The organism is Rothia sp. 18CD1-1, from assembly GCF_055285355.1.
The window spans coordinates 143,184-156,695 of the sequence record NZ_JBUZLI010000007.1 but is presented as its reverse complement, the minus strand read 5'-3'; the positions used below and the strand labels follow the sequence as shown (position 1 = coordinate 156,695).

Genomic DNA, 13,512 nt, shown 5'->3' with positions numbered 1-13,512 from the left:
TATCCATTTCGTGGTGTACGGAAGTATTTTGGGGAACAAAAAAGACCCTCAAACTACAGTCTGTCCGTGCGTGAACGCGGGGTATGCGCCCACTAACCGCCTACACGGTGGTAGAGGAACACCCATTCTTACCCGGGCTTTGCCCGCGGTATCCAGGGTCTGTAGCTTCGGGTCTTGCCTGCTAACCAGTAACAATCCTGATAATTACCGTGCGCCTATTCAGCGCTTCCGGCAAAGAATTCTACTCTGCCCGGATATTTTCTGCAAGATTTTTCTGTGAGGGGCCGGTTAGCTTGTGGCACGGGCGGCGGCTGCCGCGGCCACCGCTGCCGGATGTTTGCGCGCCAACCAGCGGTTGTGCAGGTGGAGATTGAGCTCAACCAGCACGATCCCCGCCGCCCCCAGGCCCAGTACCCAGGGGGAAAGCTGGGCACCGGGGTCCACAAACCGGTGGTAGGCGGCCAGCGGGGGAAAATACACCGAGACGAGCATTCCCGCATACATGAGCCCAACCAGTGCTAGACGGTAGGGTTTGAGCGGCCTGATAACGGTGGTGATGTTATAAACCCCGATGATGACCAGGGTGAGGAAGGTTGCTGTTTCCACCTGCTGGGTGGATACCCTGTCCCCCAGCGAACGCCCCACAAAGTTTACGGTCACCAGGGTAGTGACAATAATGACCGCTGTTGGGATAGCGTAGTGCAGGGCTCTTTCAAGGAAACCCGAAACGTACTTGCGTGTATTGGGAAACATGGTGATGAAGAAGGCGGGACCACCCACAATCAGCAGGTCTGCTGTGGAGTACTGGCGCGGTAGGAAAGGGAACTCCCAGCAGAGGATACCCAGCAGTACGCCCAGCATGATGGCAAAGCTGGTCTTGGTGAGGAACAGGTTTGTGATCCGCTCGATGTTGGCAATAATTTTACGGCCCTCGGCAAGCACACTGGGCAACCGGTCAAAACGGCCGTCCAGCAGTACCAGGCGGGAGACCGCCTTGGTGGCCGGTGCCGCGTTGCCCATCGCGATGCCGAGATCGGCGTGTTTGAGCGCCAGGGCGTCGTTGATACCGTCGCCGGTCATGGCCACGGTCTTTCCGGCTTTCTGTAGGGCCAGCACCATATTCTTTTTCTGCTGGGGGTTGACCCGGCCAAACACACTGTGGTTGAGGACCGCTTCCTCAAGCTCCCCGCCCTGATCGGGAAGTAGAGATGCGTCAACCGCACCCGCAGAGATATCCATACCCGCCTGCCGTGCGGCAGCGGCCACGGTCTGCGGGTTATCGCCCGAGAGCACTTTGAGCTCAATTCCCTGCGACCGGAAGTAGCGAAGAGTCTCCGGGGCCTCTGCCCGCACCTGCTCACGGAAGATCACCAGGGCAACCGGCTGAGTATCTTCCGGCAGCCGGTTGCGCACTTTCCCGTGCTCGTCACGGGTGAGGGCGGTCGCGCGAGATAGCACCATGGTGCGTAAGCCGCTGGAAGCAAACTCACCGGCCCGTTGACGCTCGGCGGAGCCTTCCACCAGCAGAACCTCGGGCGCGCCCAGGACCCACGCCCCGGTATCCAAAAATTCTACGGCCGAAAAACGGGAAGCAGAGCTGAAAGCAACGGTCCCCGAGGCCGGCTGTGCCGGTAGGCGGGTGAAAGAATCTGCCAGGGCGGCGGCGGTGGGGTTGGCGTTCTCGTCGGCACCGAACCAGGCAAGTGCCTGCTGGGCGGCCTCCGGCACTTCTTCCTTCTCGGTGTCGGGGGTGCCGGCCTCCGCCGGGTTCAGTGCCACCAGTTTTTCAAACCGCACTCCGCCCTCGGTGAGTGTACCTGTCTTGTCGAAACACACCACGTCAACCCGGGCTAGTACCTCTACGGCGGGCTGCTCCTGAATAAGCACATCGTCCTGGGCGAGTTTAACCGCGGCCGTGGCAAAGGAGATTGTGGTCATGAGCGCCAGGCCCTGCGGAATCATGGAGGCAATGGAGGAGACCGCCACAATCATGGCCTCACGCCAGGCGCCGGTCTCGATAGCGCTTGCCCAGCCGCCGGCGGCCACCATCTGACCGTTGAGCACGATAGCGATAATGGGGATAAGCGCCCAGGTAATCCATTTAACCACCCGCTCCATACCGGCGCGCAGCTCGGAGTTAATCACCGAGAACTGCTTTGCCTCGGTCGAGAGCTTTGCCGCGTGGGACTTCGACCCCACCGCAAAAAGCCGCACCCTGCCGGTGCCACCCACCACCGAGCTTGCCGACAGCACCCGGTCACCCTCTTTTTTGGCGACCGGGTCGTTTTCACCGGTCAGCATGGATTCGTCGAGGTCTAGACCGTCGGAGGTGAGTACCGTGGCGTCGGCCGGCACCTGATCGCCGCGTTTGAGTACCACCACATCGTCCTGAACCAGCTGCTCCATACCCAGCTGTGTCCGGGCGCCGTCGCGAATAACCGTCACGGGGTCGCGGCGCAGCAGAGCAATCCGGTCCAGCTTGCGTTTGGCAGAAAATTCTTGCACAAAACCAACCACAACGTTGGCAATAGCCGCCAGGAGAAAGAGCAGGTCGAGCCAGCTGCCCACCAGGATCACCACGGCACCGCAGAGCCCCAGCACCAGGTTGAAGAGGGTAAAGAGGTGGGTGCGGACGATAGTCCAGGTGGAGCGTGATGTTGAGGTATCTTGGACATTGACCAGGCCGGCCTGTTCGCGCTCGTGCACCTGGGCGCGGGTGAGACCTTGGGTGGCAAGGAGGTCTTCGGAACCAACCGTGAGTTCTTGGGAAACAGTACTGGCGTTACGGCCGTGTTTGATCAAGAGATAACTCCGAGGGCGTGAGGTCAAGGGGCTGGGCCTGCTTGAGCTGGGCTAAGCTCTAGCCTAGCCGGGAAAGACCGTAACTTTCCTCATTCCGAGGAATGATTTCAGGGTGATTTTGGATTATTGCCGACGGTGGGGGCTCCACGGGTTATCGTAGCCAGCGGTGGCGGCCCGATACCGTAGCCATGTGCGGCTGGGTTCGGCTGGTTGGCCTACCCGAAATAACTATCCGGCCTCTAGCCTTCGGTGTTCCCCGGCATGTAGCCGGGCTCGGCAAGTTTTGCTAGTCCCGGTCTTATCACCTGCGCGTACACGTGTCCCAGGGCGCGTATCTTGGCCGGATATTGACCGTCATCTACGGAGGCCAGCTCAATAAAGGCTCCGGCAAGACCGTGAACAAGGAAAGTGAAGATACTTTCTTGCTCGGGTGTCAGGGGTTCTCTACCGATAAACTTCAGCTGCACCCACAGTGTTCGCAGGTTTTCTCTAAAGCGTGTAAAAATGTTTCCGGTTGAATCGTGTGCCAGCTGTGTCCCGATATAGCGTAGAGGCCCCAGATTGAGTCGATAAAAATCTTCAATATGGGAGAAACCTCCGGTCTGTAGGAAAGCGAGCATAGGCTCGTATCTGATATCGGAGAGGTAGTGTTGCTCTACCGCTTGCTGGACTCCCGCCAGGTTCTCAAAGTGGTAGTAAAAGGTGGTGCGGGTGCACCCGGAGACCCGTGCGAGGCGCCCAACCGTTATATCTGTGAGGGGCCTTGTCTGCCCCAGAGACCAGCAGGCTTCAATAATTCTTTGGTCGGCTCCGGGGCGCTGACTATCGTGGCGCGGTTCTACCATGGTGTCCTCCGGTATGTGTGCGACAAAGCGGTCTGTATTTGTTCTATTGTAGGGACGGCCGGTGTCTGTAGGCTCGGTAGAGATATTCGCCGCAGAAGGAGAGACAGTGCAACCGACCGTAGAAATTCTTCAAACGGGTACCGTGAGAATTCGGCCCAGTCACCGTACCCAGTCCGCTCACCGGCCGGTACTGCTACGCCGCGCAAGGGTACTTTTTGACAGGCGATGGACAGACCCGCTGCCCATCAACACCTACCTTATCCAGCATCAAGACGGCCCTATTCTTTTTGATACGGGGGAATCGCCGCACGCATCCGACCCCGGCTGGTTGCCCCGCTGGAATCCTTTCTTTCGGTTCTCAGTCGATATTCGGGTGAGGCCCGAGGAGAGTATCGGGTACCTCCTGAGAGAGAAAGGTCTACGTTCCACTGACCTGCAGGCCATTCTCATTTCGCACCTGCACCATGACCACGGGGACGGTATCGGAGAGCTGGCTGAGGGAAATTTTATGGTAACCGATGAGCACTGGGCCGCTTTCAAACCCTCTATTGCTGCAACCATTGAGGGCGCGGTCCCCGAACACTGGCCCAAAAATTTTCAGCCCCGGCAGCTCAAACTTACCGGGCCGGCGGTGGGCCCGTGGAAGAACACCTACCCAATAACAGCCGATAACACTGTGGTGGGGGTACCCACACCCGGGCATGTAGCCGGGCACCTGTCAGTTCTGGTGTTTGCTGAAGAGGCCACCTACCTGCTTGGTGGCGATGTCACCTATGACCAGATTCTCCTCGACAGGGAGCTCACTGACGGTGTGAACAAAGACCCGCACCGGGCTGTGCGCACCCTACGCGAGATCAAAGAATACTGCCGGGATGAAGACGTGATACTTCTGCCGGCTCACGATCCGCAGGCGGGTAGACGGCTCAGCCACCGCGAATTTTATAGGCCAACTTTTCTATAGCGACCGTTAGCGGTTTGTGGGAACACAGGGACGCCCCTAGTCTCTGTGTTCTATGGGGGTGGCGGGGTCGGTGAGCTGGTCGGCTCGTTCTCTGGCTCGCTTGTTTTTGCGGCGTTCGTTGAGCACCTCGATCAGCACGGGAAGGAGGGAGGCAAAGACAATCAGGATCACGATTGCCTCAACATTGTTTTTGACGAAGGGGATATTGCCCAGGAAAACCCCGGCGAAAGTCATGGTGAAGACCCAGAGGATCGCGCCACTAATGTTCCACTTGGCAAAATCACGGTAGCGGTATTTAGCGATACCGGCGGCAAGAGGCACGAAGGTGCGCACGATGGGCACAAAGCGGGCCAGCACCAGGGCCTTACCCCCGTATTTCATAAAGAAGCCCTCCGCCGCGGCGAGGTTGCGGGTGTTGAGAACCCTGGAGTCCGGCTTAAAAAAGCGGCGACCGAACCTGTGCCCCAGATAGTAACCCACCTGGTCGCCTAAAACTGCTGCCAGGCACAGGCAGAATATCATTCCCGCGAGATTCAACCCCAGCTGCTCATGGATCAGGCCCAGGGTAAAGAGCAGTGAGTCACCGGGGAGAAAAGGGAAGAGCACACCGGATTCAATAAAGACGATGAGCGACACAACAGCCAAAGCCCAGGGGCCGGCCGCCTCAAGGATCTGTTCAATGTCGATGCCGAGTATTGCCACGGGTGCGTGCCACCCGCCGGCTGCGGTAGCAAGAGTGAGAAGAGCGCTCATACATGTCTTTCGTTGGTTTGAGTGCCGAGGTCGGCCTGTGCCGGCACTCAAGAAGGAAGGGTAAATCTCAGCCGATTCTACTCTGAAACCTTGTGCATTCCCGCAAAATTCCGGGGCATACACCTGTGGGTTTGACTACGTAGACCGGTAGCCGCCCGATGCTGGATAGTCCGGTACCCCAGCGCCTAGACTGAACCTATGGTCGCTCATACATCATCCCCGCTCTACACCGAGGCACTCGCTCTTCTTCGCCAGCTCACCGGAAGAGAAGACTCCCTCTTTCACCGGGGCCAGTTTGAGGCAATTGAGGCGCTGGTGGAGCAGCACCGGCGGGCGCTGGTCATCGAGAAAACAGGGTGGGGAAAGTCGGCGGTGTACTTTATTGCCGCCCTGCTCCTGAGGCGGCGAGGATCCGGCCCCGCCCTCATTGTTTCTCCGCTGCTGGCACTGATGCGAGACCAGGTGCATGCGGCATCGCGTGCCGGGGTGCGGGCGGCGATGGTCAACTCGGCAAACGTCACCGAGTGGGGGGAGACGCAGGAAGCAATAGGCAGAGACGAAACCGACGTTTTACTGATCGGCCCTGAACGCCTTAACAACCCGCGGTTTCGCTCGGAATGGCTGCCGTCTCTGGTGGACCGGCTGGGTCTGCTGGTGATCGATGAGGCACACTGTATCTCCGACTGGGGTCACGACTTCCGCCCCGACTACCGGCGTATCCGCCACCTCCTTGCCGAACTACCCGACAACACGCCGGTGCTCGCCACTACCGCAACGGCCAACGAGAGGGTGGTCTACGACGTGTCAGAGCAGCTGGGCACAGCCGGGGCCGGCCGTGCACCGGGGCAGGAGGTGTTTGTGCTGCGCGGGCCGCTGTCGCGTTCGTCTCTGCGTCTGGGTGTGCTGGTCTTACGTCAGCCTCAGGAGCGTCTGGCCTGGCTGGTTGAGCACCTTGGCTCTCTGCGGGGGTCAGGGATTATCTATACGCTCACCGTTTCGGCTGCCCAGGATACCGCCGATGTGCTGCGGCGGGCCGGCTACGAAGTGTACGCCTATACGGGTGGCACCGACGCCGAGGAGCGATCGGAGCTGGAGGAATCTCTGCGGGAGAACCGGGTGAAGGCGCTGGTGGCCACCAGCGCCTTAGGCATGGGTTTTGATAAACCGGATCTGGGTTTTGTGGTGCACCTGGGGGCGCCGGCGAGCGCTGTTGCCTACTACCAGCAGGTGGGCCGTGCCGGCCGTGGCGCTATTGATGCTGATGTGCTTTTGCTGCCGGGTGGTGAAGACAGGGAGATTTGGGAGTATTTTGCGACCTCGTCTATGCCGACCGAGGAGGATGCGGGGCAGGTTCTGGGCGCGCTGGAGGAGGAGACGCGGCGGGGAGGGGCACTGTCTGTGTCTGCTGTGGAGGCCCGTGTTAATGTGCGTCGTGGCTCGGTGGAGCTGCTTCTTAAAGTGCTGGCTGTTGAGGGTGCGGCGGAGCGAACCGGTAAGGGCTGGGTTTCGACCGGGGGAGAGTGGTTCTATGATGCTGAGCGTTATCGCCGTGTTGGTGAAGTTCGCCGGGCGGAACAGGAGGCGATGCTGGGCTATGAGGGGGCTAGGACCTGCCGTATGGTGTACCTGGTGCGGGAGCTTGACGACTATACGGCTCAGCCCTGCGGTATCTGCGATAACTGTGCCGGGCCCTGGTATACGCAGCGGGTGGGTGCGGAGGCAATGTCTGTGGTGGGGCAGGGGCTGAATTCCGCGGGCGTGCCGATTGAGCCGCGAAAGCTGTGGCCTCAGGGGCTTAACCGGTTGGGTGTTGCCGGTTCGGTGCGGGGGAAAATTCCTGCGGAGCAGAGGGCCGCTGAGGGGCGGGCTCTGGCGCGGTTGACTGATGTGGGCTGGGGTAACCGTTTGCGAGAAATCTTTGTGCGTGATTCTGAGGGTATTCCGTTTGACGGGCCTGTGCCGGCCGATCTTGGTGAGGCCTGCGTGAGGGTTTTAGCGGAGTGGGAGTGGGATCGGCGGCCGGAGGCTGTGGTTTCTATTCCCTCCCCGGTGCGTCCGCAGCTTGCCGAATCTTTGGCGCGGGGGCTGGCGAAGGCGGGCAGGCTACCTTATCTGGGTGCGGTCGAGGTGGTCTCGGACCCCGAATATTTTGGTGGAAATTCGGCGTTTCGCTGTGCCGGTGTGATCGGTGCCTACCGGCTGGGCGCCGAGATAGAGAACCACTGTGCGCGGCGTGGTGGGCCGGTGCTGTTGGTGAGCGAGTATGTTGATTCCCGCTGGACATTTACCGTGGTTGCCCGGCAGCTGCGTGAGGCCGGTGCCGGATGCGTTTTACCTTTTGCTCTTGCGGTTGCGCGGTAGTTGCTGTGTGGGGCGAGGAATATCGGGATTATCGGCGGGCTAGCAATCCGCTACCTGCCGGATCGGAAGAGTGGATGCGGCAGGCCCTGGGGCAGGCTGAGCTGGCGCTTGCGAGTGCGGACGTTCCGATTGGTGCGGTGGTGGTTGATAGCGGGGGCCGGGTGATTGGGCGGGGGCATAACCGCCGTGAGGCTGACCGTGACCCTACCGCGCACGCTGAGGTGTGCGCGATTCGTGAGGCGGCGCGGTATCTGGGGTCGTGGAGGCTGGACGGTTGCACCCTGGTGGTGACCGTTGAGCCCTGTCTGATGTGTGCCGGTTCTCTGCTGTTGGCGCGCATTCCCCGGCTGATTTTTGGAGCCTGGGAAGAGAAGACGGGTGCGGTGGGTGGCCGTTATGACGTGGTGCGGCAGATGAATCCGTCGGGCTGGGTTGAGGTGTATTCGGGGGTTTTGGAGGGGGAGTGTGTGCGTTTGTTGAGAGATTTTTTTGAGGGGCGCCGATCTTAGTGCGATGAAGCTCCCCGTAGTGCGTTGGGAAGGTCACTCAAATCCAGGCTAACTGACCGGTCGGTTCAAGTTAGTATTGTATCTGTTCACCCAAGCGCGCACTATCGAAGGATTCAATCATGCTGGTCGTTCGCCATATCTGGGCCAAAGGACGCCACAACGCCCTCTTTGGCCCCACCAGTTTTGAACTCGACCGCGGTGAGGTCATCATTATCCAAGCCGACAGTCAGCTGGAAAGAACAGCCCTCTGCCTCACCCTGACCGGCCGCATGAAGCCGTCGGGAGGCACCATAGCCTACAGCACCGGCCAGCGAGTGCGCCGCTCCCTGCCCATGAAGAAGCTGCGGCAGCACTCCGAACTCATCGACTCCCCCGACATCAACGAACCCGAAAACCACATGAGGGTACGCGACTACGTGTCAGAGATGCTCAGCTATAACCTTCCCCCTTTTTCCCGACCCCACAGCGGCAGATGGCTGGCCGAAAACGGCCTGCACGATCTCGACAACCTGTGGAACGAACAGGTGAGCGGTGAACAAAACATTCGGCTGATGAGCGCACTGGCGGCTAGCTACACAAACGCCGACCTGCTTGTTTTTGACACCCCCAGCCGCCACCTCAATCACACCGCCATGTGGCTGCCCCACCTGCTGGCGCTCGCAGAAGACCCCGACCACCCCAGGGCTGTAGTGGCCGTGGTCTCTCACATATCCAGCCAGTGGGAGGGAAAGCGGGCGGTGGTTGGCAGCGCCCACGATAGATTCCCCACCGACTCGCTTGACGAGTCTGCCACGGTGTGGGCAGAAGAACTTGACCGACCATCCACCGATACGGCAGACACAGCAGAGCCGGGAAGCGACTTTCAGAAAGAGAGCATACAGTGAGTATCGTACGAGTGACCCTTGCAGAACTCAGGCGCATGACCGCAGGTGTCCTCCCCAAGCTTGTGCTTGCGGCAATGGCCTGTATTCCGCTTCTCTACGGTGGAATATATCTATACGCTAACTGGGATCCCTACTCCAGTGTCGACGAGGTGAAGGGCGCCCTGGTCATGCAGGATTCCGGTGCGGTGGACTCTGCCGGCAACCGGGTGAACACCGGCCAACAGGTCAAAGAAAACCTTGAAGAGTCGGCCGACTTTGACTGGCATGCTGTGGCGGACCGCGGTGAGGCGGTAGAGGCTGTGAGCCGCGGCGACTATGATTTTGCCCTGGTGATCCCCCAAGATTTTTCGGAGAATCTACAGTCGGCGGGATCTTTTGCGCCGGATGCTGACGGTACGGTGGGGGAGATTGACCCGCGGTCAGCCGGTATCGAGGTCATCACCAACGATGCCAATAACTATATTCTGACCAGTATCGTGACCAGGGCAGGAACCTCTATTCGCGATACGGTTGCTCGGCAGGTGGGGGATCAGACCGCTAACACTCTGCTGGCTAGTTTCACCACTATTCATTCCAGTGTTCAGGAGGCGGCGGACGGCGCTGGAGAGCTTGCCAGCGGTAGCGTGCAGCTTGCTGAGGCTATCGGTCAGGTGAAAGACGGCACGGCCACCCTGGCTGAGGGAACCGTAACTCTCAAGGACGGCACGGGTCAGCTTAAAGATGGGTCGGATCGGTTGGTTGCCGGCCAGCAGCAGTTGGCGGAAGGGTCCGGTGAACTTGCCGGCGGGACCGGTACGCTGGCAGAAGGCGCTGCCAGCGCCGATAACGGGGCCAGGCAGATTGCCGCCGGCGCGCAGAGCCTCAAAACCGGTGTGGAGTCTGCATCGGTGGGGGCCGGTGACCTGTCCAACGGTGCACAGACCCTGCACACGGGCAGTAAAACGCTGGCCTCCGGCACACAGAGTATGGCGGACGGTGCCGGCGAGCTCTATACCGGTGTGCAAAATCTTTCGTCGGGTGCCGATGAGCTGTCCACCGGAACCCAGAGCCTCTCCGAGGGTGCGGATTCGCTGGCAGAGGGTACCGCCGCCCTGAGCACCGCACTGAGCGAATCCGGTCTGGGAGATCTGGCGTCCTCACTCAACGGGGTGTGTGCCGATCTTTCGGCAGCCGAGAACTCTTCTGGTACCGCCTCGGATCTGACCGACAGTGTGACCTCGCAGCTGGCCCAGACAGTAAAAACCGAGCTGTCACCCCTCGTTGAGGCCGGTACGCTAACGCAGGAGCAGGCCGATGGGGTCGTTGCCCGACTGACCAGTGAGAGCACCAAAGAATCACTGACCAGCGTAAACCGGCAGGCTCTTGACAGTATGGGCGGCCAGCTCAGCGCGCTGGGGAGTTCTTGCGCAACCGACGGCACCTCAACTATTGCCACGGACATCACCAACCTCACCGGGGCTGTCAGCGAGATCGACAGCGGCGCGCAGTCGCTATCGACCGGTGCAGAGACCGTGAATACGGGGGCATCGTCGCTGGCTGAAGGGGCCCAGACCTTAGAGGACAACATGAAGGACCTCTCTGAGGGGACGGCCAGTGTCAACTCCGGTGCTCAGTCTCTTGAGGCGGGCGCCGGGTCGCTGGCTACCGGGGCGGCCACCCTGGCCTCCGGTTCCGGCCAGCTCTCAACCGGGGCGGATAGCCTCTCGACCGGTGCGGACTCTCTTGCCGACGGTACCGGTCAGCTCTCAACCGGGGCGGATAGCCTGAACTCTGCGGCTCATAGCCTAGCCGAGGGCGAGCAGAGGGCACTTGAAGGGCAACAGGACCTGAGCAGCGGTATGGCCGGTGTCGATAACGGTGCCGGCGAGCTACAGTCGGGTGCCAGTGAGCTCGACTCGGGTGCCGGGCAGGTGCAGTCCGGGGCGTCGAGTCTTGAGGAGGGCGCGGGTAATCTGTCCGAGGGTCTCTCCGACGGTGTGAAACAGATTCCGTCGCTGAGTGAATCAGATCAGAACCGGGTGGCAGATGTGATGTCTAATCCGGTGACCCTGGGGGAGACGTCTCTGGCGTCCGGCAGTAACTATGGTGAGGGTATGGGTCCCTTCTTCATGGTACTGGCACTGTGGATCGGTGCGCTTATGCTGGTGCAGACCATGAGGCCCGCCAATAAGAGGGCCCTGGCAAGCGGTGCGTCCACCCTGCGCGTGATGCTGGGCAGCTGGGGGCCCTTTGTGGTGGTGGGTGCTGTGCAGGCGGTCTTGCTGTATGCCGTGGTGCGTTGGGGGCTGGGGTTCAGCTTCGCCCACCCGTGGCTTGTGCTGCTCTTCCTTATCCTGGTGTCGGTGGTGTATACCGCAATTATTTACGGGTTCGTGGCTCTGCTCGATGCCCCGGGTAAACTCCTGGCGTTGGTGGTGCTGATCGTGCAACTGGTGACTTCCGGCGGTATGATGCCCTATGAGACCCTACCCGCCTCTATCCAGTGGCTGCACCATCTGCTTCCTATGGGTTATGCCCTGTCGGGTGTGCGCAGGCTCGCCTACGGTATTGATCTTGCCAGTTTGGCGACCGATATAACGGTGCTACTGCTGTGGGGCGTATGCGGTCTTTTCCTTGCGTATCTGGGCACGGTCAAAGGCCGCACCTGGAACCTCAAAAAACTGAACCCGGAGATCACGGTCTAGCACATGAGTAATTCACACACCACCGGTCAGGGGGCCGGGGCGGGGGACTATGATTACCCCGTCCCGGTGGTCGATGCCGGTAGCCGCCGACCGGGGCGGACCAACCGCACCCAGATGAAACTTTTTCAGGCTGCCCTGGAGATTATGAGCGAGAAGGGGCCTTCTGCCACCACGGTCGAGGAGGTGGCCCTGCGCGCCGGCGTCTCTAAGGGCACGGTCTACTATAATTTTGGGTCAAAAAAGACAATGGTGGAGCAGCTGCTCCAGTACGGCGCTAAACTGCTCGGTGACCGGATCCGGTCGGGGGCCGCCAAGAGTGACCCGCGGGAGGCGGTGCGCGCCGGTGTCAGGGCAGCTTTTGAGTATTTGGAGGAGCACCCTGGTTTTGCCCGCCTCTGGATATCCGAGGTGTGGAAGGGGCGGGAGTTCTGGTCTCAGACACTTATGGATATTCGCCGCGGGCTGATGAGGGATATTGAGCAGCTGATTCGTGCGGTGCCGGAGCACTACACGGTTGATACCGCCCAGGACCCGAGGGCTATGGCTATTGCGGTTTTTGGTGCCACCTTTATGCTGTCGATGGACCGTGAGGTGCACGGGGTGCCGCGTTCTGCTGAAGATTCCACCAGAGCGGTGATGCTGATTATCGACTCCTATATAGCGCGGTAGATTTGTGCAGTCCGGGGTGGAACGGGTAAAGTAACCACAGTTGGTGACGTGTCCGAGCGGCCGAAGGTGCAACACTCGAAATGTTGTGTACGGTAACCCCGTACCGAGGGTTCAAATCCCTCCGTCACCGCCATAAGAAAAACCCCGTTTCCCCTAGTAAGAGCTAGAGGGGGCGGGTTTTTTCGTGCCAAAAATAAGGCGGCGCGGGCGGCTGCGGCGCTGTGTGCGGGGTAGGCACTGGTGGTGTAGCCGGTCAGCGCCTGTGCGAGGTGGGTTAGTTCGGTGTCGGTCAGAGCCAGGGCCTGTGCTGGTGTGAGGGTCTACTGCTGGCTGGTGGTGCTCATGGTTCCCAGATTAACAGGGGTAGGCGGAGCGGAATTGTGTTCCGGTCATGGCACTGGCTGGGCTAGGGCTATGAGCTGTGGGGTATTGCCCACTGTTTGAGCTGCTGGGCTATCTGCTCAAAGGTCAGTGAGTGTTCTGCTACCTGAACAACAAACTGTGCTTGCTCGTTATCTTCAAGCACCTCTAGAGGGAGAGTATCCCAGCCGTTCAGATACATGAAAAGGACGGTGCAGGTGTAGGCGGTGCGTTTGTTGCCGTCCGTAAAAGGGTGATTCTGTACCAGCGCTTCTAAGAGGGCTGCGGCCTTGTTGAAGATGCCGGGGTAAAGTTCGTGGCCTGCGTAGCTGGTGGCAGGGCGGGCTAGGGCGCTTTCTAACAGGTGCTCCCCACCGGGTTTGAGGTGCTGGCCGGGTGCTAGGCGGGCGTGTACTGCTAGGGCTTCAGATAGGGTTACGTACCGCATAGGCGGGTGGGTGAGCTACTGAGTAGCCAGGATAGCGTTTACTCCCTCTAGGCGGTCGAGGACGGTTTCTAGCGCGTCTTGAAAGTCCTGGGCGGTGGCTGTGGTTTCGTGAGCGGTTGCGGTCATTGGGGCACTCCTTTCGCTGTTGGTCTGCTGGTGTGGGTTAAGCTTAGCGTTAAGGGCGGGGTGGTGGCTAGGTGCTGGTGGTGCTCCATTGTCTTAGGCCCTGCCGTTGG

General features: G+C 60.2%; 10 protein-coding genes and 1 tRNA gene. 7 read left to right on the top strand and 4 right to left on the bottom strand.

Features of this window, described 5'->3' with window-relative positions; all coding sequences use genetic code 11:
* Positions 1-288: 288 nt before the first annotated feature.
* Positions 289-2,802: an HAD-IC family P-type ATPase gene (locus tag ACS1BR_RS06530; protein WP_463561152.1), complete on the bottom strand. Its 2,514-nt coding sequence runs from the start codon at positions 2,800-2,802 to the stop codon at positions 289-291.
* 239 nt (positions 2,803-3,041) lie between these two features.
* On the bottom strand, positions 3,042-3,647 hold the full coding sequence (locus ACS1BR_RS06525; RefSeq protein WP_463561151.1) for a TetR/AcrR family transcriptional regulator: 606 nt from the start codon (positions 3,645-3,647) through the stop codon (positions 3,042-3,044).
* 106 nt (positions 3,648-3,753) lie between these two features.
* Between ACS1BR_RS06525 and ACS1BR_RS06520 the strand changes: the two genes are divergently transcribed.
* A complete protein-coding gene (locus ACS1BR_RS06520) occupies positions 3,754-4,608 on the top strand; it encodes an MBL fold metallo-hydrolase (RefSeq protein ID WP_463561150.1) in 855 nt (284 codons plus the stop codon).
* 36 nt (positions 4,609-4,644) lie between these two features.
* Here ACS1BR_RS06520 and ACS1BR_RS06515 read toward each other — a convergent pair whose 3' ends face one another.
* Positions 4,645-5,361 (bottom strand): VTT domain-containing protein, encoded by a 717-nt coding sequence (locus tag ACS1BR_RS06515; protein ID WP_463561149.1) that lies wholly within the window; start codon positions 5,359-5,361, stop codon positions 4,645-4,647.
* A 198-nt stretch (positions 5,362-5,559) separates the two neighbouring features.
* Between ACS1BR_RS06515 and ACS1BR_RS06510 the strand changes: the two genes are divergently transcribed.
* The 6 genes from ACS1BR_RS06510 (at position 5,560) to ACS1BR_RS06485 (ending at position 12,601) form a co-directional block, all read left to right on the top strand.
* The gene (locus ACS1BR_RS06510) at positions 5,560-7,722 is read left to right on the top strand and encodes a RecQ family ATP-dependent DNA helicase (protein WP_463561148.1); all 2,163 of its coding nucleotides are present in this window, start codon (positions 5,560-5,562) and stop codon (positions 7,720-7,722) included.
* A 5-nt stretch (positions 7,723-7,727) separates the two neighbouring features.
* Positions 7,728-8,231, top strand: a complete 504-nt coding sequence (locus ACS1BR_RS06505; RefSeq protein ID WP_463561147.1) for a nucleoside deaminase — start codon at positions 7,728-7,730, stop codon at positions 8,229-8,231.
* 119 nt (positions 8,232-8,350) lie between these two features.
* Positions 8,351-9,115 (top strand): P-loop NTPase family protein, encoded by a 765-nt coding sequence (locus ACS1BR_RS06500; protein ID WP_463561146.1) that lies wholly within the window; start codon positions 8,351-8,353, stop codon positions 9,113-9,115.
* Entirely contained in the window at positions 9,112-11,799 is a 2,688-nt protein-coding gene (locus ACS1BR_RS06495) for a YhgE/Pip domain-containing protein (protein WP_463561145.1), read from the top strand. The genes ACS1BR_RS06500 and ACS1BR_RS06495 overlap by 4 nt, the downstream gene beginning before the upstream one ends.
* A gap of 3 nt (positions 11,800-11,802) precedes the next feature.
* Entirely contained in the window at positions 11,803-12,468 is a 666-nt protein-coding gene (locus tag ACS1BR_RS06490) for a TetR/AcrR family transcriptional regulator (RefSeq protein WP_463561144.1), read from the top strand.
* Between the two features lie 42 nt (positions 12,469-12,510).
* Positions 12,511-12,601, top strand: a tRNA-Ser gene (locus ACS1BR_RS06485).
* Positions 12,602-12,880: 279 nt separating this feature from the next.
* Here the strand turns inward: ACS1BR_RS06485 and ACS1BR_RS06480 are convergent.
* Positions 12,881-13,276, bottom strand: coding sequence for a type II toxin-antitoxin system death-on-curing family toxin (locus ACS1BR_RS06480; protein ID WP_463561143.1), 396 nt, complete (start codon positions 13,274-13,276; stop codon positions 12,881-12,883).
* Positions 13,277-13,512 lie beyond the last annotated feature (236 nt).